The sequence below is a fragment of the Sphingomonas sp. Tas61C01 genome, assembly GCF_052567495.1.
In genome coordinates this window covers 531,693-553,068 of the sequence record NZ_CP199583.1, presented here as the reverse complement: position 1 = coordinate 553,068, position 21,376 = coordinate 531,693, and the positions used below count along the sequence as shown (strand labels likewise).

Annotated in this window: 21 protein-coding genes; 9 read left to right on the top strand and 12 right to left on the bottom strand. The window is 66.5% G+C overall.

All coding sequences use genetic code 11. The features are described from left to right. Positions 1-7: 7 nt before the first annotated feature. Genes ACT009_RS02505 through ACT009_RS02485 form a run of 5 tightly spaced genes read right to left on the bottom strand, consistent with a single transcriptional unit; the run spans position 8 to position 6,700 of the window. Complete coding sequence (locus ACT009_RS02505) at positions 8-3,235, bottom strand: efflux RND transporter permease subunit (RefSeq protein ID WP_445193985.1); 3,228 nt, start codon at positions 3,233-3,235, stop codon at positions 8-10. 2 nt (positions 3,236-3,237) lie between these two features. Next, a complete protein-coding gene (locus ACT009_RS02500) occupies positions 3,238-4,398 on the bottom strand; it encodes an efflux RND transporter periplasmic adaptor subunit (protein WP_445192819.1) in 1,161 nt (386 codons plus the stop codon). Beyond that, complete coding sequence (locus tag ACT009_RS02495) at positions 4,395-5,657, bottom strand: TolC family protein (protein ID WP_445192818.1); 1,263 nt, start codon at positions 5,655-5,657, stop codon at positions 4,395-4,397. Before ACT009_RS02495 ends, ACT009_RS02500 begins: the two co-directional genes overlap by 4 nt. A gap of 54 nt (positions 5,658-5,711) precedes the next feature. Then, positions 5,712-6,044, bottom strand: a complete 333-nt coding sequence (locus ACT009_RS02490) for a hypothetical protein (protein ID WP_445192817.1) — start codon at positions 6,042-6,044, stop codon at positions 5,712-5,714. 14 nt (positions 6,045-6,058) lie between these two features. Continuing rightward, a complete protein-coding gene (locus ACT009_RS02485) occupies positions 6,059-6,700 on the bottom strand; it encodes a cation transporter (protein WP_445192816.1) in 642 nt (213 codons plus the stop codon). 68 nt (positions 6,701-6,768) lie between these two features. Here ACT009_RS02485 and ACT009_RS02480 point away from each other — a divergent pair, with 68 nt between their 5' ends. Then, positions 6,769-7,167, top strand: a complete 399-nt coding sequence (locus ACT009_RS02480) for a MerR family transcriptional regulator (RefSeq protein ID WP_445192815.1) — start codon at positions 6,769-6,771, stop codon at positions 7,165-7,167. Positions 7,168-7,315: 148 nt separating this feature from the next. On the opposite strand, the gene arsH is transcribed toward ACT009_RS02480, so the two are convergent. Genes arsH through ACT009_RS02450 form a run of 6 tightly spaced genes read right to left on the bottom strand, consistent with a single transcriptional unit; the run spans position 7,316 to position 10,672 of the window. Then, a complete protein-coding gene (gene arsH / locus ACT009_RS02475; RefSeq protein ID WP_445192814.1) occupies positions 7,316-8,059 on the bottom strand; it encodes an arsenical resistance protein ArsH in 744 nt (247 codons plus the stop codon). Next, a complete protein-coding gene (gene arsN2 / locus ACT009_RS02470; protein ID WP_445192813.1) occupies positions 8,059-8,496 on the bottom strand; it encodes an arsenic resistance N-acetyltransferase ArsN2 in 438 nt (145 codons plus the stop codon). The genes arsH and arsN2 overlap by 1 nt, the downstream gene beginning before the upstream one ends. Beyond that, on the bottom strand, positions 8,493-8,819 hold the full coding sequence (locus tag ACT009_RS02465; protein WP_445193984.1) for a YnfA family protein: 327 nt from the start codon (positions 8,817-8,819) through the stop codon (positions 8,493-8,495). The genes arsN2 and ACT009_RS02465 overlap by 4 nt, the downstream gene beginning before the upstream one ends. Before the next feature lie 13 nt (positions 8,820-8,832). Further along, a complete protein-coding gene (gene arsB / locus ACT009_RS02460) occupies positions 8,833-9,900 on the bottom strand; it encodes an ACR3 family arsenite efflux transporter (protein ID WP_445192812.1) in 1,068 nt (355 codons plus the stop codon). Continuing rightward, positions 9,900-10,328: an arsenate reductase (glutaredoxin) gene (gene arsC / locus ACT009_RS02455; RefSeq protein ID WP_445192811.1), complete on the bottom strand. Its 429-nt coding sequence runs from the start codon at positions 10,326-10,328 to the stop codon at positions 9,900-9,902. The genes arsB and arsC overlap by 1 nt, the downstream gene beginning before the upstream one ends. Before the next feature lie 11 nt (positions 10,329-10,339). Then, the gene (locus tag ACT009_RS02450; protein WP_445192810.1) at positions 10,340-10,672 is read right to left on the bottom strand and encodes an ArsR/SmtB family transcription factor; all 333 of its coding nucleotides are present in this window, start codon (positions 10,670-10,672) and stop codon (positions 10,340-10,342) included. Positions 10,673-10,852: 180 nt separating this feature from the next. Between ACT009_RS02450 and dinB the strand changes: the two genes are divergently transcribed. From dinB to ACT009_RS02435, 3 genes are read left to right on the top strand one after another with little or no spacing between them, the layout of a single operon-like run. Next, positions 10,853-11,980 carry a DNA polymerase IV gene (dinB, locus tag ACT009_RS02445; RefSeq protein WP_445193983.1) on the top strand — a complete coding sequence of 376 codons (1,128 nt, stop codon included), beginning with the start codon at positions 10,853-10,855 and terminating at the stop codon, positions 11,978-11,980. Continuing rightward, positions 11,980-13,245 (top strand): DUF763 domain-containing protein, encoded by a 1,266-nt coding sequence (locus tag ACT009_RS02440; RefSeq protein WP_445192809.1) that lies wholly within the window; start codon positions 11,980-11,982, stop codon positions 13,243-13,245. Before dinB ends, ACT009_RS02440 begins: the two co-directional genes overlap by 1 nt. A 5-nt stretch (positions 13,246-13,250) precedes the next feature. Beyond that, the gene (locus ACT009_RS02435; protein WP_445192808.1) at positions 13,251-13,814 is read left to right on the top strand and encodes an alpha-ketoglutarate-dependent dioxygenase AlkB; all 564 of its coding nucleotides are present in this window, start codon (positions 13,251-13,253) and stop codon (positions 13,812-13,814) included. Here the strand turns inward: ACT009_RS02435 and ACT009_RS02430 are convergent. Beyond that, positions 13,811-14,125 (bottom strand): hypothetical protein, encoded by a 315-nt coding sequence (locus ACT009_RS02430; protein ID WP_445192807.1) that lies wholly within the window; start codon positions 14,123-14,125, stop codon positions 13,811-13,813. The genes ACT009_RS02435 and ACT009_RS02430 overlap by 4 nt on opposite strands. 180 nt (positions 14,126-14,305) lie before the next feature. Here ACT009_RS02430 and ACT009_RS02425 point away from each other — a divergent pair, with 180 nt between their 5' ends. The 5 genes from ACT009_RS02425 to ACT009_RS02405 all read left to right on the top strand — a co-directional run bounded on the left by ACT009_RS02425 (position 14,306) and on the right by ACT009_RS02405 (position 21,320). Beyond that, a complete protein-coding gene (locus ACT009_RS02425) occupies positions 14,306-15,067 on the top strand; it encodes an ImuA family protein (protein WP_445193982.1) in 762 nt (253 codons plus the stop codon). Positions 15,068-15,233: 166 nt separating this feature from the next. Further along, a complete protein-coding gene (locus ACT009_RS02420) occupies positions 15,234-16,778 on the top strand; it encodes a Y-family DNA polymerase (protein WP_445192806.1) in 1,545 nt (514 codons plus the stop codon). Beyond that, positions 16,778-20,053: an error-prone DNA polymerase gene (locus ACT009_RS02415; RefSeq protein WP_445192805.1), complete on the top strand. Its 3,276-nt coding sequence runs from the start codon at positions 16,778-16,780 to the stop codon at positions 20,051-20,053. The genes ACT009_RS02420 and ACT009_RS02415 overlap by 1 nt, the downstream gene beginning before the upstream one ends. A 2-nt stretch (positions 20,054-20,055) precedes the next feature. Then, complete coding sequence (locus ACT009_RS02410) at positions 20,056-20,331, top strand: hypothetical protein (protein ID WP_445192804.1); 276 nt, start codon at positions 20,056-20,058, stop codon at positions 20,329-20,331. An 86-nt stretch (positions 20,332-20,417) separates the two neighbouring features. After that, positions 20,418-21,320 carry an exonuclease domain-containing protein gene (locus tag ACT009_RS02405; RefSeq protein WP_445192803.1) on the top strand — a complete coding sequence of 301 codons (903 nt, stop codon included), beginning with the start codon at positions 20,418-20,420 and terminating at the stop codon, positions 21,318-21,320. Positions 21,321-21,376: the final 56 nt, after the last annotated feature.

Below are 21,376 nucleotides of genomic sequence, written 5' to 3'. Positions count from 1 at the left end.
TCGTGTTTCATGCGTGCGGTTCCGCTGTGGTTAGCATGGCCTTCTCATTCGGATCGGCTTCGGTCGGCCTCCACGCGCCGAAGCGGGCGTAGAGCGTCGGAAGCACAAACAGCGTCAGGAGCGTGGCCGAGATCAGGCCGCCGATGACGACGGTAGCGAGCGGCTTCTGCACTTCGGCGCCCGCACCGTGACCGAGAGCCATCGGTACGAAGCCGAGGCTCGCCACCAGCGCCGTCATCGCGACCGGACGCAGCCGAAGCAGTGCGCCTTCACGGGCGGCACGGGCCCGCTCCATGCCTCCTCGCATCAGCTCGTGGATGGAGGAGACCATCACGAGTCCGTTCAAAACGGCGACGCCCGACAAGGCAATGAAGCCCACGGCAGCAGAAATCGAGAACGGCATGCCCCGCAGCACCAGCGCCAGAATGCCCCCGACCAGTGCGAGGGGAACCCCCGTGAACACGATTGCCGCGTCCCGTACCGAGCCCAGGGCTCCGTAAAGCAGCAGCATGATCACCGCGAAGCAGATCGGCACCACGACGGTGAGCCGCTGGCGGGCGGCAGCAAGATTCTCGAACTGCCCACCCCATTGCAGGTATGTGCCGGGCGAGAGTTGCACCTGCGCGTCGATTGCCGCCTGCGCATCGGCGACGACGCCAGCCACGTCGCGCCCTCGCACGTTCGCTTGTACGACGACGCGACGCTTTCCGTTTTCGCGGCTGATCTGGTTCGGGCCATCCCCGATCGCGATATCGGCCACGCTTGCGAGCGGCACGAACGCGCCATTGGCGGTCGGCACCGGCAAGCGTCCGAGCGCCTCGATGTCCGAACGCGCGCTATTGTCGAGGCGGATGACCACCGGGAAGCGTCTATCGCCCTCGAAGATCACACCCGCCTGCTTGCCGCCCACGGTGGCTGAGACGAGATCTTGCACGTCGCCTGCGGTGACACCGACCCGGGCCATAGCGTCGCGGTTTGGCCGAATGTCGAGAAGCGGCAGGCCTTCGGTCTGCTCGACCCGCACGTCCGCGGCGCCCCGAACCTTTCGCAGCACCTCCGCAATGCGCGCAGCAGTGGCGTTCATGCTGGCGAAGTCGTCGCCGAACACCTTCACCGCAATGTCGCCGCGCACACCCGCGATCAGTTCGTTGAAGCGCATCTGGATCGGCTGCGTGATCTCATAGCCGTTGCCAGGGATGGTCGAGACCTTTTTCTCGATCCGCTCGACCAGCTCCTCCTTGGGTAGGCTCGGGTTCGGCCACTCATTTCGCGGCTTCAGCATGACGAAGGTGTCGGTCGCGTTGGGCGGCATGGGATCGGAGGCGATCTCCGACGTGCCGGTCCGAGAAAATGCGTACTGAACCTCGGCCTCCCTGCTGATCGCCCTTTCGACCGCAAACTGCATGTGCTGGCTTTGGTCGACCGAGGTGCCTGGCGGTCGCCATGCTTGGACAAGGATATCGCCTTCATCGAGTTGAGGCAGGAACTCTTGGCCGAGTGTCGTGAAGGCGAGCGCTGCCAGGACCACGCCCAGCACAGCGCCGCCCATCGTCAGCGTCGGTCGACGCATCGCCGCGTCGAGACCGGGTTCATAGCGGCGGCGCAGCCATCCGATGACACGGCTCTCCTTCTCTTCCACACGGCCGACCAGAAACGCGGCGATGGCAGCCGGCACGAAGGTCAGCGACAGGACGAAGGCGAAGACGAGCGCGATGATGACCGTCAGCGCCATCGGCTCGAACATCTTGCCCTCGACACCCGAGAAGGTGAGCAGCGGCGTGTAGACGAGGATGATGATCGCTTGCCCATAGAGTGAGGGGCGGATCATCTCGCGCGCAGCCGCGGCAACGGCCGCGAGACGTTCCTTTAGCGGAAGCTGCGCCCCGGTCTCATGCTGCCGCTCGCCGAGCCGTCGCAACGCGTTCTCGACGATGATGACGGCGCCGTCGACGATCAGGCCGAAGTCTAGCGCGCCGAGGCTCATCAGGTTCGCCGACACCCCGGCGCGCAGCATGCCCGTTGCCGTCAGGAGCATGGTGACGGGGATGACAAGCGCTGCAATCAGCGCAGCGCGGAAGTTGCCGAGCAGGGCGAACAGCACGACGATCACGAGCACTGCGCCCTCCGCGAGGTTGCGCGCGACGGTCGAGACGGTCGAGTTCACCAGCTTGGTGCGGTCCAGCACCGGCTTCGCGACGACGTCCGCAGGAAGCGATTTGCCGATGACGGCAAGCCGCTCCGCGACCGCGGTTGCGACCGTCCGGCTGTTCTCGCCGATGCGCATGACGGCGGTGCCGACGACGACTTCGTGGCCATTCTCTGACGCCGATCCGGTGCGGATGCCCTGGCCAGCGCGGACCGCGGCCACCTGGCTTAGCTGGACGGGCACACCTTCCCGCGAGGCGATCACCGTTCGCGCAAGTTCATCGGCGGTGCGGACGCGGGCGTCCGAGCGGACGAACAGGCCGGCGCCATTCAGGTTGACGGTTCCGACGCCGACGCTGGTATTGCTGCGCTCCAATGCGGTCCCGAGATCGTTGATCGTCAGACGCATCGCCGCAAGCCGCTGCATGTCGGGCACAACGAGGTATTCGCGGTCGTAGCCCCCCAGCGAGTCTACGCCGGCAACGCCTTCGGTGCCGCGCAACTGCGGCGACACGATCCACTCCTGAACGGTGTGGAGGTAGGTCGCCTTGTCCGCTTCACTGACGAGATGATCGCCCTCGGGCGTGATGTAGCTGCCGTCCCGCTGCAGGCCAGGCTCGCCGTCACGGTGGCGGACCTTGTCGAGTTCACGAAACTCAATCGTCCACATGAAGATATCGCCAAGGCCGGTCGCGATCGGCCCCATCTCAGGCATGATGCCGGCGGGCAGGCGCTCCTCCGCCATGCGCATCCGCTCCGTGACCTGCTGGCGCGCGAAGTAGATATCGGTCTTGTCGGAAAAGACCGCTGTGATCTGGGCGAACCCGTTGCGGTTGAGCGAGCGGGTGTATTCGAGGCCCGGGATGCCGGCCAACGACGTCTCGATCGTGAAGGAGACCTGTCGCTCAATCTGATCGGGAGACAGCGACGGCGCGAGCACGTTCACTTGGACCTGGTTGTTGGTAATGTCAGGAACAGCGTCGATGGGAAGGCGCTGGAGGGCGAACACGCCCGCGAGCGCGGCGATGGCGGTGAGCAGCAGGACAAGCCAGCGCCGCTCGACCGAGAAGGTGACGAGGCGGGAGATCATCATCACATCTCCATCTCGCCGCCCTTGCCGAGTTCGGCTTTGAGCGTGAACGAGTTCGTCGTGGCGATCCGTTCCTGGCCGCTAAGGCCGGAGCTAATGACGACTTGATCGCCCTGACGTCGCCCAACCGTGACCGGTACGGCGCGGAAGCCGGTTGGCGTACGAACGAAGACGACGGCGCGATTCTCGACGCTTTGCAGCGCGGTCGACGGGACCGCGACGCTGTGATCGCCAGTCGAAGGCAGCATGAAGCTCGCGGTGACTGGTTCGCCGACGCGCCATGTTCCGCCCGCGTTATCGAGCGTGGCGATGACCTGGACGAGGCGAGTGCTCTCGTCGAGCGCTGGGGATACGAAGGAAACCCGGCCTTCCTGTCGTCGACCCGCGGCCGTCACCTCCACCCGTGTGCCGGGGCGAATACGTCCTGCGTCGGCAGGGGAAACCGAGGCCGTGATGCTCACCCGGGAGAGGTTCGCCACCCGGTAGAGTTCCGCATTCGCATCGACCGTCTGGCCGAGGACCGCCGCGCGGGCAATTACCTGGCCCGAAATTGGCGAGCGCATCGCGATCCGGTTGAGGGCTCCGCCCCCGCCGCCCGTCGCGCCGAGCTGCTGCTGGGCGAGACGAAGCGCGATGTTCGCTTCCGTCGCGGCTGTTCGTGCCGCAACCAGGTCCTGCTCGGGCGAAACACGCTCGGTAAACAGACGCTGCTCACGCCGCAGGTTCGATTGCGCCAGCGCGGAACGAGCACGGGCGGCCTCGACTTGGGCCTTCAGCGACGCCGCTTCACGGCTCTCGATGACCGCAATCGGGTCGCCTTGTCGGACAGACTGTCCAAGATTGCGCGTGAGCGCGACCAAGCGGCCCCCGATGGTGGCGGATACGACCTGGACAGCCTGAGGATCGCCCTGAACGAGCGCCGGCAGTTCGATAGCACCCGCGACCCCACCGACCGACGGCCTAGCGACCTCAATACCGGCATCGGCAATCTGTTGCGCGGAGAGCGTGACCGCGTCTTTGTCGGCCTTCTTCTCGGCGCCCTCGCCCTTCTCCATGCCTTCCATGCCGGCCATGTCGTCGGCCTTCTTTTCACCTCCGCCGCATCCCGCGAGCGTGAGCGGAAGGAGCGCGAACAGGAGTGTCCGCTTGTAGCTGTTCTTCATCGTGCGTCCTCCGCGTCGGTAGGCGCCGGGGCGGCAAGCCGTTCCAGCCGGGCCTGTGCGTCATGGTAAGCGGCCAGCGCGTCGATCGCAGCCGCTCGGGTCTCGGCAAGCGTGCGCTCAGCCTCGAGAAGATCCAACTGCCCGAACTTGCCCTCGCGATAGCCTATCCTGGCGATGCGGGCGGCTTCCTGCGCAGCCGCGAGTGTTGGTCCAGTAGCGTTACGGGCGGTCGTCGCCGCATTTGCGACGTCGGCTTCGGCCGATGCGATGGCCTGCTCGGCATCGAGCAGAGCGACCCGGCGTTGCGCGTCCGCCTGTTGGCGCTGGGCCGAAGCAAGATCGACGGCCGCACGGCCGTTGTTGAACAAGGGCAGCGGCACGGAGACGCCGAACACGGCGGCTGTGTCGTTGGTCGCCTCCAGCCGGCGCGCCGAGGCGCTGACCGTCACGTCCGGCACCCGCTGGCTCCTGGCAAGACGGACCTGTGCTGTTGCCGTGGTGAGATCGGCTTGCGCTGCGGCTGCAGCCAAGGTGTCCTCACTACGTACGGGCACGCGGGGCCCGGCAATATCAATCCGGGCGAACCAGCCGGTGTCGAGGGTGGTGGCCACGCGCCCGATCAGGCGAGCAAGATTTCCGAGCGCTACTTGCGCGGAGCGTTCCGCGCGTTCTGCGGCCCCTTCAGCGTTCAGACGGACAACGTCCGCACGCTGTTCTTCAAGCGGGGAAGCGCGACCTGCCGCCACACGGACATGTGCCGCTCGCAGGACTTCGGCAGCTATTCCGACCTGCTCGCGCGCGTTCGCGGTGCGGCGCTGCGCAGCAGCGGCGTCGTTGTAGGCCTGCGTGACCCGGAGCCGAAGATCCGCCTGCGCGATCACTGCGTCGAGTGTCGCGCGGTCGAGTTGAGCGTTCGCAACGCCCACGCGTGCGGATCGCTTGCCCCCGAGTTCCAACGGCAAGGAGAGCCCAACCGTCGTTTCAGACGAGCGCAGCCCTTTGTACATGCCCGTGCCCGCGACGTTCTCGGTCATCGTGTCGAGGGACGGGTTGGGGCGAAGTCCGGCAACCGAGCGCTGTGCCTCGGCAGCTTTGACGCCTGATCGGGACGCCTCGATCGCGGGCGATACAGCGCCCGCCGCGGATAGTGCCTCGTCGAGGGTCAGCGAGGCTGCTGGCGCCTCTGTAAGCTGTGCCTGCGCCGCCGTTGTCGACGCGAGGGCGGTTGCGGCCAGAACGGCCGCCATCATGCGTTTCATTTCGAATGCTCCTGACGAACTGATCCCGGGCGCGTCTCCTGCGCCCGCGCGTCGTCAGGCCTGCGGCGGTCGGAGGGCCGCGTCCCCCTGGTGCGTGAGCCAGACAGGTGTCTTGTGGCTCGCGAACTCGGCCCAGCGATCGACCGGGGTGATGGCTATACCGCTCGCAATCGGCGTCGCGACGTGGTGCCCGTGGCAGGCCGCATGGTGATGCGGATAGCCCTTGTCCGCGTCGGCGGGCACCTTATCGCAATCGCCAGCCATGTGCATGGCGGTAGCGGTCTGTGCCATCTCGAGGCATGCCACGTTCTCCATGGCATGCGCCACGCCCGTCCAGCCGGTGAGCACCACCATCAGGCAGGCCAGGAAGGGCAGCAGCTTACGCATGTGGCTCCTTCCTATCATTCTGCAGGCACCGCGTAACCCTGCGCAGGAGCAAGCTCCCGGCGCGCTTCCACGATGATCTGCACGCCGCCCGAAATCCCAAGGACCGCCATCACGCCGGCAACGACAAGGTCCGGCCAAGCCGTTCCAGTGCCGAACACGCCGGCAGCCGCAAGAACCACGGCGATATTGCCGATCGCGTCGTTGCGCGAGCAGATCCAGACGGAACGCATGTTCGCGTCACCGCTGCGGAACCGGTACAACATCAACGCCACACTGGCATTCGCGAACAGCGCCACAACGCCGACGATCCCCATCACTTCCGCGTGCGGCACGTCACCATGCCAGACGGCCCAAAGGGAAGTACCGAGAACATAGAGGCCGAGCAGGACGAGCGTAGCTCCCTTCAGCAGCGCGGCGCGGGCGCGCCACGCCAGCACCATCCCGGTCACGCCGAGGCTGATCGCGTAGTTGGCCGAGTCACCGAGGAAATCGAGCGCGTCCGCCTGGAGTGCCTTGGACCCGCCTGCGACGCCCGCAATGATCTCGGCCGCAAACATGGCAGCGTTGACGCCCAACGCGATCCAAAGGGCGCGGCGCCACCGTGGATCGCGCGTCGTATCCTTTGTCGAGGAGGCGCAGCAGCTGCCGCAAGCCATAGTCGTCGCCCTTCGCGTGATCGATGCGACACACTATATGGACCCCGTAGTTGGTACAGGGTCAAGACATGAATGCACTCACCATCGGCAAGTTGGCGTCGGCTACGGGGACTAAGGTCGAAACCGTCCGCTACTATGAGCGCGCCGGGCTGATCGATCCTCCTGCGCGCACGGAAGGCAATTACCGCTCTTACCGTTCTGAGGATCTGGAACGGCTTCGCTTTATCCGCCGCACGCGCGATCTCGGCTTCTCCCTGGACGAAGTTCGCGCTCTGCTGGACTTTGCTGCCCAGCGAGAGCGCGATTGCGGCACGGTCGACCAGCTGGCTACCAGGCACCTTGAGGAAATAGACCGCAAGATCGCCGATCTGACCGCGCTGCGACGAGAGCTGGCCGGTGTGATCGCAAGCTGCGCCGGCGGCACGATGGCTGACTGCCGTATCCTTGAAGCGTTTGCACCTTCCTAGTGGGCAGCCTTGATGTGCAGCAGGTCGGCTGGCGTGGATCGACTAGCAGCCTCTTGGCTCGTTTGAGCAAACTCGGCATCCGCTCGCTTTTGTGCCGGATAGTCGAGAGTCGCCGTCGCTAAGGGGCCACAATTGTTCGGTTTTACCCCTATACGTCCGCCGTGGCGATGCTCGACAGGTCGGTTGCCGGGTCGATCGACACGCCCGCTTCCTTCCGCTCGGAATAGCGATCGACGAGCTGGGCCGCGTGCGGGCGCAGCAAGACAGTAAACCGCACCAGCTCCTCCATCACGTCGACGACTCGATCGTAATAGCTGGACGGCTTCATGCGCCCGGCTTCATCGAACTCCTGAAACGCCTTGGCCACGCTGGACTGGTTCGGGATCGTCACCATTCGCATCCAGCGGCCGAGCACGCGCAACGTGTTCACGCTGTTGAACGACTGCGATCCAGCCGACACCTGCATGACCGCGAGCGTGCGGCCCTGTGTCGGGCGCATTCCACCGATTGAGAGCGGTAGATGGTCGATCTGCGTCTTGATGATGCCGGTGACCTGGCCGTGCCGTTCGGGCGAACACCACACATGCCCTTCCGACCACATCGACAACTCGCGCAGTTCGTGGACGGCCGGATGATCGTCGCCGGCTACTTGATCGGGCAGCGGCAGCGCCGAAGGATCATAGATGCGGGTCACGCATCCGAAGAATTGCAGCAGTCGCGCCGCTTCCTCAACACACAGGCGGGAGAATGATCGCTCGCGCAAGGAGCCGTAGAGTAGCAGGATACGCGGCGGCGGATCATCCACACCAAGGCCAAGGGCGGGGCGGTCGATCGCATAGCGCCGATCGAGCGCCGGCAGGTTGTCGGGATCGGAGAGCTGGCGCAGCGGCATCAGAGGGCTTTCACGAGATAGGCGGCCGACGCCGGACAGAGCGCGGTGAATTCGCGCGAGCCGGCGATCGGCGTCGGGGCCGTCGCGCGCTCGGCCGCAGCGTAGCCACTGGCGGCGAAGAACGGCGCGGCCGTGTTGGTGAGGAGGTGAAGGCGGGAGATGCCGAGCTCCCGCGCGCGGGCTTCGAGCAGGCCGAGCATGGCGCGGCCCAATCCGTCGCCGCGCCGACCTGCGACGACCAGCAGTGAGCGGAGCAGGCGATCGGCTCCCTGCCCTTCAAGCCCGCCATAGCCAGCCAGGCCGGCGTCATCATCGAACCGGAAGAAGGCCCGGCCCGGGTCGCCCAGATCGGCGACGGGCAGGTCCGAGGCGGCGAGCACGTCACGCAGCTCGCCTAGGTTGTCGGGATCGAGCGCGGTGACACGCAGCGCCGTCATGCGGTTCGTGGTCCGAGAAGAATGACGCACGTTCCCACCAAACAGAGCGCGGCGCCGCCTACGTCCCAGCGATCGGGACGCACCCCTTCGACCGCCCACAGCCAGAGCAGTGACGCGCAGATATAGATACCGCCATAGGCGGCGTAGGCACGACCGGCGACGCTCGCATCAACCCGCGTCAGCAACCAAGCGAACAGCGCAAGCGAAACTATGCCGGGCAGCAGCCATAGCGGCGACCTGCCGAGACGCAGCCAGGCCCAGAAGGCGAAGCACCCGCCTATCTCGGCGAGCGCGGCCCCCGCATAGATCAGCGCCGTTGGCATCAGCCCCGATCCCTCATGCGACAGCACCGCGTTCATACCAATCCCGCGACCGCTTCACGATCGACACGACCGAGAGCATCACTGGAACCTCCACCAACACGCCAACCACTGTCGCCAGCGCCGCGCCCGACTTAAAGCCAAACAGGGAGATCGCGGCGGCGACCGCCAGCTCGAAGAAGTTGGACGCGCCGATCAGCGCTGCGGGGGCTGCGACGCACCACGCGACCCCGAATCGGCGCGAGAGCCAGTAGGCCAAGCCGGCATTGAAATAGACCTGGATTAGGATGGGAACGGCTAGCAGCGCGATCACCAGCGGCTGCGCGATGATTTGCTCACCCTGGAAGCCGAACAGCAGCACCAGCGTCGCCAACAGTGCGACCAGCGACACCGGCCCCAGGCGGGCGAGCAGCCGATCGAGCGCGGGCTTGCCTCCGCTCGCCAGCACGCCGCGGCGGATCACTTGCGCGACAATCACCGGCACGACGATGTAGAGGACGACCGACAGCAGCAGCGTGTCCCACGGCACCGTGATCGCGGCGACGCCGAGCAGCAGCGCGACCAGCGGCGCGAACAGGAACACCATCAGCAGGTCATTCAGCGCGACTTGCGAGAGCGTATAGGTCGGCTCCCCGTCGCAGAGATTCGACCAGACGAACACCATCGCCGTGCAGGGCGCGGCCGCGAGCAGGATCAGCCCCGCGATGTAGGACGGTCCCTCCCCCACTGGCAGCAGTGGAGCGAACAGGTAGCCGATGAAGAATGAGCCGAGCGCCGCCATCGAGAACGGCTTGACGGCCCAGTTGATGAACAGCGTGACGCCCACGCCCTTCCAGTGCTGGCGGACGGACCCGAGCGAGCCGAAATCGATCTTGAGCAGCATCGGGATAATCATCAGCCAGATCAGCACGGCGACGACGAGGTTGACGCGCGCGACCTCCGCCGCCGCGATCGTGGCGAACACGCTAGGCAGCAGCGATCCCAGCCCAATGCCGGCGACGATGCAGAGCGCCACCCATAGCGTCAGGTAACGCTCGAACATCGACATGCCGGGACGAGCATGCTCGGAGGCGAGCGTCGCCATCAGGCGACCCGCGCTCCGGAAGCATCGACCACCAGCTCGCCGTCCTCTTTTGCGAAAGCGCGCTGTTGCGACGCGGGCAGCAGATCGAGGACGGCTTCCGAGGGGCGGCAGAGCTTCACGCCCATCGGGGACACGACCAGCGGCCGGTTGATGAGAATCGGATGCGCCATCATCGCATCCACCAGCGCGGCGTCAGATAGCGAAGGGTCGCCAAGCTCCAGATCGGCATAAGGCGTCCCCTTCTCGCGCAGCAGTTCGCGCGGCGTAATCCCGGCACGGTCGACCATCTCGACCAGCAGCGCGCGCGCGGGCGGCGTTTTCAGATACTCGACCACATGGGGTTCGATCCCGGCGTTGCGGATCAGGCCCAGGACGTTGCGAGACGTGCCGCAGTCGGGGTTGTGATAGATGACAATATCGGTAGCCACGGGGGAGCCTTTCAGCAGCAGGGGGCGAGTTCGGCGACGAGCGGCGCACACAGATCGGCGTTCCCTGCGCAGCAGTCCTTGACCAGAAACAGCATCAGCCCGCGCAGGCCGTCCAGATCGGCGCGGTAGATGATCGAACGGCTATGCCGTTCGGAGCGGACCAGCCCAGCACGCGCGAGTATCGCGAGGTGAGCCGACATAGTGTTTTGCGGCACGTCCAGCTGGCGGGCGACTTCTCCAGCAGCGAGGCCGTCAGGTTCGTGCCGCACCAGAAGCCGGAACACATCAAGGCGCGTGCTTTGCGCGAGCGCGCCTAAGGCGGAGATAGCCGACTCGCTTTCCATATATCCAGCTTAGCGGATATATTGAGCCTCGCCTACCGACTCTCGATCGTCAGGTGCAGCCGAAAAGACGGGCCTCCCGCCGGTGTCACGCACCGACCGGTTTTCCTGTCGCCGGAGCCGCCAGAATATTGAAGAGGGCCCCTGTTCCTCATCCGTTCCTGCGCTGATATGCTGTCGCTCATGCAAGGGGGATCGACTCGCAAGATCATCCACGTCGACATGGACGCGTTCTTTGCGTCGGTGGAGCAACGCGATGATCCAACGCTTCGGGGCCGCCCCGTTGCGGTCGGCTATGCTGCAGCGCGCGGGGTCGTGGCGGCAGCGAGCTACGAAGCCCGCGCGTTCGGCGTTCGGTCTGCCTTGCCCTCGGTTACCGCGCTTCGCCGCTGTCCCGAGCTCAAGTTCGTGCCGCCGCGCTTCGACGTCTACAAGGCGGTGTCGCGCCAGATCCACGCGATCTTCGCGGAGTTCACCTCGCTCATCCAGCCGCTTTCGCTGGACGAGGCCTATCTCGACGTCACCGACAATCGCGCGGGGCTGCCGACCGCCTGGGCGACCGCCAAGGCCATCCGCGCCCGCATCCTCGACGAGACCGGTCTCACCGCCTCGGCGGGGATTTCGTACAACAAGTTCCTGGCCAAGCTCGCGTCCGACCATCGCAAGCCGAATGGTCAATTCGCCGTCACGCCGGACATGGGCGCGGCCTGGGTCGAGACGCTTTCCGTCTCGCGCTTCCACGGCGTCGGTCCCGTAACCGCCGCCAAGATGAAGCGGCTCGGCATCGAAACCGGGGCAGACCTCCGAGCCAAGTCGCTCGCCTTCCTGGAGCAGCATTTCGGGAGTTCGGCGGGCTGGTACCATGCCATCGCGCGAGCCGAGGATCATCGCCCCGTCAACCCCAACCGCGTCCGCAAGTCGTCGGGGTCGGAGACCACCTTCGACCGCGACCTGATCGAACCCGTCGAAATCGAAGCGGGGGTGCGGCGCATGGCGGACGACGTCTGGGCCTGGTGCGAGAAAGCGCAGGCCTTCGGCCGCACCGTCACGGTCAAGATCAAGTTCCAGGATTTCCGGCAAATCACGCGAAGTCGCAGCCACGCCGGCGCAGTTTCAGGCCGTGAACAGCTACATGCCACCAGCCTCGACTTAGTTCGCTCGATCTACCCTCCCGAGACCGGCATCAGGCTGGTCGGTGTGACGGTATCCAACTTCGAAGCGCCCGTGCGCGAGAATGCCGAGGCACTGCCGTTGTTCGGCGCGGGCGAGGATGGACCTCGCACGCAGCGCGCGATCGTGGCGTCGCACTGATGGGGCGGCGTTCCGGCAGTGCCGATCTGCCGCTTCACGGCGGCCGCGTGCCCGCATGGCTTGGTCAACGCATGACCCGGCTCGGCGCGGTGATCACGCAAGCGATCATGCTCGAATATGGCCGGGACGAGCTGCTGCGGCGGCTGGCGCACCCGTTCTGGTTCCAGTCCTTCGGTGCGGTGATGGGCATGGACTGGCATTCGTCCGGCATCACTACGAGCGTGCTCGGCGCCCTGAAGCGGGGGCTCGCGCCACTCTCGGGCGAGCTCGGCATCCATGTCTGCGGCGGACGCGGCAGACATAGCCGCGCGACCCCGGCTGAGTTGATTGCGGTCGGGAACCGGGTCGGGATCGATGGCGACGCGCTCGCCCGGTCGAGCCGGCTGGTGGCGAAGGTGGATAGCGCGGCGGTCCAGGACGGCTTCGACCTGTACTTGCACGGCTTCATCGTCACCGATGACGGGCGTTGGGTGGTCGTGCAGCAAGGAATGAACGGCACAGCCAAGCAGGCGCGCCGCTATCACTGGCTTTCCGAGGGTCTCGGGAGCTTCGTGGATGCGCCCCATGCCGCGATCGAAGGTAAGGCACAGGGCAACATCGTCAATCTTGCGGATCGTCGGGCATCCGCCTCGCGCGATCGCCAGCTCGATCTGCTGCGCCAGGCCGGGCCCGACGGGATCGTCCGCCACCTTGCCCGGATCGAGCCCCGAGCCATCCCGGCACGTGAGCCCGAGCAGCAGGCGATGCTGCCGCACCTCGTCATGCCCGGGCATCACGATGTGCGTGCGGAGAACGTTGTCGAGCGGCGGCTGCACGGCGCGCTGGCAGCGGCCGTGGAGTGCGGACCGCAAGACTTCGCCGAACTGCTGCTCGTGCCCGGGATCGGCGCACGCACCATCCGCTCGCTGGCGATGGTGGCGGAGGTCGTGCACGGCGCGCCTTGCCGGTTCAGCGATCCGGCGCGCTTCTCGCTCGCCCATGGTGGCAAGGACCGTCACCCCTACCCTGTCCCCACGAAAGTCTACGACCGTACGATCGAGGTCATGAAGGCGGCGGTCGGAGCGGCCAAGCTCGGCAATGACGAAAAGCTCGCCGCGATCCGCCGTCTCGACGAGCAGGCACGGCAGCTGGAGCGTACGGCAAGCGGACCGTCGGTCGACGCCTTGATCGCCGAGGAACGGGGACGCTCGCACGAATATGGCGGGCGCAGCGTCTACGGCTGGGAGCCGCCCGCCGGTCCGGACCGAAGCATGGCCGTCTCGTGACAAGCATGGCTGATCTGTTCGGTACACCGGTGTTGCCGGGCCTCGCCTCTGCAGACGAGTTCATCACCCCCGCTGAGGAGCGGTCGGCGATCGCTGCGATTGACGCGGCTGACCTGTCGCCGTTCCGGTTCCAGGGCTGGACCGGCAAGCGGCTGACCAGTTCATACGGGTGGACCTACGACTTCGACGCCGGGCGCCTCCAGGAAGGCGAGCCTCTGCCCGGCTGGCTGCTTCCGCTCCGGGATCGCGCGGCGCACTTCGCCGGCCTCTCGCCGGACGTGCTCGTCCAGGCTTTGCTGATCTGCTACGACCCCGGCGCCGGCATCGGCTGGCATCGCGATCGGCCCGCGTTCGGGCATGTCGTCGGCATCTCACTCGGCGCACCGGCCGTGATGCGGTTTCGCCGTCGTCGAGGCGAGCGGTTCGAGCGGGTGTCCGTTCCGCTGCCGCCACGCGGTGCGTATCATCTCAGCGGCGAAGCCAGGCACGAATGGGAGCACAGCATCGCGGAGATGGACGAAGCGCGCTGGTCGATCACCTTCCGCAGCCTGCGACCACCGGCTGGCTAACCCGCCTCATCGATGACCGGCTCGTCGGACGCGCTGGTAGTCTGGTTGGCGGGCAGGCGCTCCGCCAACGCCGCGATGCCGTCACCGCTGAATTCGGGCATCGAAGCTCCGTCGATCAGCAAAGGATGCTCCGGGGTCAGTGTCGCGGCCTCCTGATGATCGGGATCCAAGGCAAGCCACGCTCGAACGGCGCCTTCCAAGCTCGTGACCTCTGCAAGGTCATCATCGCCGCGGGGCACGTTCTGTAGCGCAGCGCTCATCCGCCAGTTAATGTCGGGCGTTCCCGTCTCTCCCCAGCTTGCCTGACTCATCGTTCGTCCTTCGCTCTATGGTCAATTAGCTTGCCTTCCTTCCAGCGCGGCTGAAGCGGCGATGTTCCCATGTCGGAAGCCCGCGAGGCCGGCCTCACGTCCCGCGCGCTCTCAAATGCGCCTTGACCTCACACGTGTTTCGAGCGGAACATAAGGCGAACACATGAGTCGATTCCGTTGATGCCTGCTGCCCGTACCAAATCCGAGATCATGTCGCTCCTGCGCGAGAGCGTGGCGGACGTGCGTCTCCGATCGGTGCCGCCGCTCCCGTTCGGTGTGGGCGACATCGACGAGCGTCTGGCTGATGGAGGCTTGGACGGCGGCGCCCTGCACGAAGTTGCACCGGCGGCAGCCTCGCTGAGTGACGACGCAGCCGCCACGCTCTTTGTCGCCGGGATCGCCGCCTCTTTCGCGACTGCTGGTAACGCCCGCGTCCTGTGGGTGGTCAGCCGTTTCGACCTCTATGCCCCAGGTCTCGAGCAGGCCGGTCTCCCACCCGGTCGGGTCATCTTTGCCGAGGGTCGCGAGGACAAGGATGTCTTGGCCTTGATGGAGGACGCTCTGCGTCACGGCGGCCTCGCAGCCGTGGTTGGCGAGATCAAACGCGCGGACATGACCGCAACGCGGCGGCTCCAGCTTGCGGCCGACGCCGGCAAGACGCCCGCCATCCTTTCACGGCGTTGGCGGCACCAGGGTCACTGCCCTCTAACTGAGCTTTCCGCGGCGACCACGCGCTGGCGCATCGCATGCGCCCCGTCCGAGCGGCTGCCCGCGCCAGGTGTCGGTCGACCCCGCTGGTCCGTCGAATTGGTCCGGCAGCGGAACGGCAATCCCTTTTCTCTTCTGGTCGAGGCTTGCGATGACACGGGTCGCCTCGCTCTACCTGCCGGCGCTCGCGATCGAGCGGCTCCGGCGGTCAGAGCGACCGCGCGCGCAGCCTGAGGCGCGCCCGCTAGCCTTATTGCCCGTTGACGACGACCCCGGTGCCTGCTCGGTCCCGCGGGGCGGCAGGTGGCGGCCGGGCGCACGCTGGGCTCGGGAGGCGGGTGCCGCCCGAGCCGCTGTCGAACCACCGGCGGCCTCGTTGCCGCGCCATCAGCAGCCCACGATGCGGGAACTCGGCCGCCGTTCGGAGGCAGCCGACCATCCGTTCAAGGGACGGCACCAAGAATCCCTGACGTCGCACGTCGCCGCGAGCGACCCGCCCGGACCGTCGGCGGCGCCGCTCATCCTGGCGGAGCAGGTCGGCAACAAGCAGCTAATCGCATCGGCCTGTCCAGCCGCGCTCGCCCTAGGGTTGGTACCGGGTATGGCGGTCACGCAGGCGCGCGCGCTCGTCCCCGACCTCGACATCAGGCCTGCCGATCCAGCTGCGGACCTCGCGCTGCTAGAGAAGCTGGCGCTGCATGCGGTGCGCCATTGGACGCCCACGGCCGCCGTCAGCGGCGCCGATGGGCTTTGGCTCGATCTGACGGGCGTCACCCATCTGTTCGGCGGCGAGGAACGCTTCTGCCGCCGCCTGCTGGGATTTTGCCGGCGACTGCGTCTGACCGGGCGGATCGCGGTCGCGGGCACACCCGGTGCGGCCTATGCGCTGGCGCATTTCGGTGCGCGCACCCTTGAGCGCATCGAAATTGGCAGCGAAGCCCAGGCACTGACATCGCTGCCATTGGCCAGCCTGCGGCTGACCCCTGAGGCCCTCGCCGCCGCCAGCCGCTTCGGTCTGGAGCGCGTAGGCGATCTGCTGCCGCTGCCGCGCGGCCCTCTGGCGCGTAGGCTCGGGATGGCGAGCATTCGACGGCTCGATGAGGCATTGGGGAGGCTCGCGGAACCGATCATCCCGCTGATCCTTGAAGACGTGCCGGTCGCCCTACGGCGGTTGCTCGAACCGATCGGCACCGCCGAGGCGATCGAGCAGGTCATTCGTGACCTTCTGGGCGACCTGTGCGGACAGCTGGGGGAACGCGGGCTCGGAGCCCGGACGCTTCTGCTCGGACTTGAGCGCATCGATGGCTCCGAACAGAAGGTTGCGATCGGGACCGTGCGCGCGACCCGCGACCCTGCCCACCTCGCACGCCTCTTCCACCTGCGCATCGAACGGATCGATCCGGGCGGCGGTTTCGAGACAATGCGGCTGGCCGCGACGCGGACGGACCCCCTCGGCGCCACGGGGCTCATCGGGACTCTTGCTGGGGACGACGCTCCGGCTGACCTGTCTATGCTTGTCGATCAGCTCGCCGGACGTGCCGGCTCGGAGGCTTTGTTCACGGTCGGCGCTGTCGAGAGCGACGTGCCCGAACGCGCGACCTGCCGGGCCGAGCCGCTCGACACGCCCGACGGGTGGCCGGCCTGGAAGCGACCCGTGCGCCTGCTGCGTCGTCCCGAGCCGCTCACCAACGTCGTCGCTTTGCTTCCCGACCACCCGCCGCGGCGGTTCGCTTGGCGCGGGACCGTTCACGCGGTCGTGGCGGGTGACGGACCCGAGCGCATCCACGGCGAGTGGTGGCGCCGCGATGGCGAGGTCTGGGCCGTCCGCGACTATTTCCGCGTCGAGGACGAGGCAGGTGCCCGTTTCTGGCTGTTCCGGCGCGGCGATGGGGTGGACCAGGCGACCGGCGACCTCAGCTGGTACATGCATGGGCTGTTTGGCTGATGGCCCCATCGAAGCCCATCTATGTCGAGCTCCAGGTCACGAGCCACTTCTCGTTTCTCCGTGGCGCGTCCTCCCCCGACGAGCTGTTCGCGGCAGCATCGGTGCTCGGCTACCAGGCGCTCGGCGTTGCCGATCTCGGCAGCGTCGCCGGCGTGGTACGCGCCTGGGAAGCGCAGAGGGCGACCGGCGTCCGGCTGATCGCCGGCAGCCGGCTCGTCCTCGACGATGGCCGCAGCCTCCTGCTTTATCCGACCGATCGCCCAGCTTGGTCGCGGTTGAGCCGACTCCTGACGCTTGGAAAGTCACGCGCCGGCAAGGGAGGTTGCTCGCTCGGCTGGAGCGACCTCGCAGCGTCGGCCGAAGGGCTGATCGCGATCCTGCTTCCGGATTTGCCCGGCGAGGCGACGGCGCGCAGCCTGGCTGAATTGCGCGACACATTTGGCGGGCGCGGCTATTGCTCGCTGGCGTTCCGCCGGCGGCCTGACGACGCGATGCGCCTTCACGAACTTGGCGTCCAAGCGCAGGCTGCGGGCGTGCGCGCGGTGGCGACCGGCGACGTCCTCTACCACGCATCCGAGGCTCGACTGCTTCAGGACGTCGTCACCGCGATCCGCGAGAAATGCACCGTCGATATGCTGGGCCATCGACGCGAGCGGCACGCCGACCGGCACCTCAAGTCGCCGGAGGAGATGGAGCGCCGCTTCTCTGCTTTCCCCGACGCTATCGCCGCAACGGAAGCCATCGCGCGCGCCTGCACCTTCGATCTCGGCGAGCTCAGCTACCAATATCCGCACGAGGAAGTCGTTGAAGGTCTGACCGCGCAGGGCGCGCTGGAGCAGCTGACCCGCGAGGCGGCCGAGCGGATGTTCCCTGACGGCATACCTCTCCCATACAGCAAGCAGATCGCGCATGAGCTGCGCCTGATCGGCGAGCTTGGATACGCTCCTTACTTCCTGACCGTGAACAGCATTGTCGCGGAGAGTCGCAGGCGAGGCATTCTCTGTCAGGGCCGCGGCTCGGCGGCGAACAGCTGCGTCTGCTTCCTCCTCGGCGTGACCTCGATCGATCCCATCAAGCATGAGCTGCTGTTCGAGCGCTTCGTCTCCGGGGAACGACGCGAGCCGCCGGACATCGACGTCGACTTCGAGCATGAGCGCCGCGAGGAAATCATCCAGTGGATCTATGAGACCTACGGTCGCAACCATGCCGCGCTGACCGCCGTCGTCACGCGCTATCGCGCCCGCGGCGCGGTGCGGGAGGTCGGCAAGGCGCTGGGGCTGCCCGAGGACCTGACCAAGGCGCTCGCCGGGCTCGTCTGGGGCTGGAGCCAGGAAGGGGTCGGCGAGAAGCAGGTCAATGAGCTCGGCCTCAACATGGACGATCGCCGCCTGCGCCTCGCCCTCGCTCTTGCCCGCAAGCTGATCGGCGTGCCGCGACACCTGTCTCAGCATCCTGGCGGGTTCGTGCTGACCCACGATCGGCTCGACGATCTCGTGCCGATCGAACCTGCCGCGATGGTCGACCGGCAGGTCATCGAATGGGACAAGGACGACATCGACGCGCTCAAGTTCATGAAGGTCGACGTACTGGGCCTCGGCATGCTCGGTTGCATGAACCGAGCCTTTAACTTGCTCGACGAAGCCAAGGGCATCCGCGTCGGCATGGCCGACCTCCAGGACGACGATCCGGACGTCTACGCCATGATCCAGAAGGCGGACACGCTCGGCACCTTCCAGATCGAGAGCCGCGCGCAGATGTCGATGCTGCCGCGGATGAAGCCGCAGCGCTTCTACGATCTCGTGATCGAGGTCGCGATCGTGCGGCCCGGCCCGATCCAGGGCGACATGGTCCACCCCTATCTGCGGCGGCGGGAGGGCAAGGAGAAGCCCGACTATCCGCGTCCGGAGCTCCGCGCGGTGCTCGAGAAGACCCTCGGCGTTCCGCTCTTCCAGGAGCAGGCGATGAAGGTCGCCATCGTCGGTGCTGGGTTCACGCCAGCCGAGGCCGACCAGCTCCGGCGCGCCATGGCGACGTTTAAAGTCACGGGTGGGGTCAGCCACTTCTTCGACAAGCTGGTCGGCGGCATGGTCGAGCGCGGTTATCCGCGCGACTTCGCAGAGCGCACGTTCAAGCAGATCGAGGGGTTCGGCTCCTACGGCTTCCCCGAGAGCCACGCCGCCTCTTTCGCCAAGATCGCCTATGCCAGTTGCTGGATGAAGCACCATCATCCGGACGTCTTCTGCGCAGCGCTCCTCAACGCGCAGCCGATGGGCTTCTATGCGCCGGCCCAAGTGGTGCGCGACGCGCGCGATCATCAGGTGGAGGTCCGCCCGGCCTGCATCAATGCGAGCCGCTGGGACTGCACGCTCGAACCCACGGATGGCCGCTATCTCGCCGTGCGGCTCGGGCTCCGGCAGGTGCGTGGCCTCGCCAATGTCCATGCGGCGGCCATCGTCGCCGCACGCGGGGAAGCGCCATTCCAGTCGGTCGAGGAGGTCTGGCGGCGGGCGAGCGTCCCGCGTGCCGCCATCGAGCGGCTTGCCGAAGCCGACGCCTTCCAAGCGTTCGGACAGGATCGCCGTCAGGGGCTGTGGAAGGTTCGGGGGCTAGGCGAGGCGCCGCTACCGCTGTTCGCCGCTGCGGACGAACGCGAAATGGCATTCAGCCCGGAAGGGCTGGAGCCGTCGGTTGAACTCCAGCCGATGTCCGATGGTCGCGAAGTCGTCGAGGACTATCGCTCTCTGCAGCTTTCGCTGCGCGCGCACCCCCTCACCTTCCTCCGCGACGATCTCGCGCGGCGGGGGATCGTCCGCTGCGCAGACCTGGCGCGGATCAAGGACGGCCGGCTCGTCGAGGTCGCCGGCATCATCCTGGTTCGCCAGAAGCCGGGCTCCGCCAAAGGCGTACTGTTCATAACCATCGAGGATGAGAGCGGCATCGCGAACGGCATCCTTTGGCCCGACCGGTTCGAGGCGCAGCGGCGCACCGTCATGTCGGCGGCGATGATCGGGATGAAGGGTCGCGTTCAAAGAGAGGGCGAGGTCATTCACGTGATCTGCGACAGGATCATCGATCACGGCGATCTGTTGGGGAAGGTCGGTCAAATGGGCTTCCCGCACGCGACCGGCCGAGGGGATGGCGCTCGTCACTCGGGCGTACCCGACCGCGGCGAGAAAGGCTGGAAGCCAGGCCCTCGCGACAGCTACTGGCCGCCGCACGCGGCCGGCATGGATCCCGAAGAAGTGGTCCGGGTCAAAACGCGTGACTTCCGTTAGGCATGGTCGAGCTTCCGCGTCACCAGCGTGTGATCATCTCTCTTTCGGTCCACATCCTGCGCGCCGCGATGGCCCGCTCGGGAGAGACGCGGGTAGACGTGGTCGAGGTGCGGCTCGCGCTGCGGTGTCTCCTGCCCCATTGCGCCGAGCGCTGGCCGCTCGAGCTGTTCTGGGACTCAGCTGCCCAAGAGAACGAGATCGGCCGCGCTCAGGGCACCACGGCCGCATTCAACGGCATTATCCGGCAGCTGCGGCTCGCCGGACGCTATGCCGACTAGGCGCCGCTGACTGCCCGCGCCGCAACTGGTCGTGGACGCAGCTACCGAAAGGGAGCGGACATGGTATGTTCCGCTCCATGAGAGTCATGACAGCCCTGAAAACCGACGTTGCACCACCGCCGTGTTCCGATAATCCTTCGCTCGACTTCGTCGTCGTCGACGTGGAAACCGCGTGCTCGCGCGTCAGCAGCATCTGCCAGATCGGCATCGTCGGTTTCAGGAACGGCGTCGAAGTCTTCGAATACGAAACGCTCCTCGATCCCTGTGACGAGTTCTCACCGTTCAACACCCGCATTCATGGCATCAGCTGCGATCATGTCCTCGGACAGCCGAACTTTGCGCACGTTCATTCGATCGTAAACGGGCATCTGGCGGGTCGAACAACGGTCGCGCACTCCTTTTTCGACAAGGGCGCGCTCGCCGCAGCCTGCCGTGTGCATCGACGCGAGCCGATCGAGACTACGTGGCTCGACAGCGTGCGTGTCGCCAAACGGGCGTGGCCCCAACTTTCGAGTCATCGCCTGAACGTGCTGTCGCGATTTCTCGGGGTCCGCCACAAGCATCATGATGCGTTGAGCGATGCGCGTGCAGCCGGAATGGTGATCGTGAAAGCGATCGAGCACACAGGTATCGACTTGGCTGGCTGGTTGGCGCCGACGAACCCACGTGGCGGCCCCGCGCCGCGACCCGCGGCAGATGGACCGCTCAAGGGACAGCGTGTCGCCATTCTCGGAGCTCCTCGTGATGGTGCGTTGGGGCAGTGGCTCGCCGAACACGGGGCCCGCGTCGTTGCCTCGGTCGGCACGACATCGACCATGCTGGTTATCAGCAAGGATCAACCGTTCGGCAGGTTCGCTCATGCAAGCGTTGCCTATCGACGTGCCGAGGAGCTACGCCAGCTCGGCTCTACTATCGAGATCGTGACGGAGGAGACTCTGCGGGAGCACCTTTCGTCTGCCACCGTCGCGCTGGCACAGGCGCACTCGTAGCGAGCTGCGCAACGGTTCGGAGGCGTGTGCCTTGCCGTCCTCGCGCTCCCGGCGCG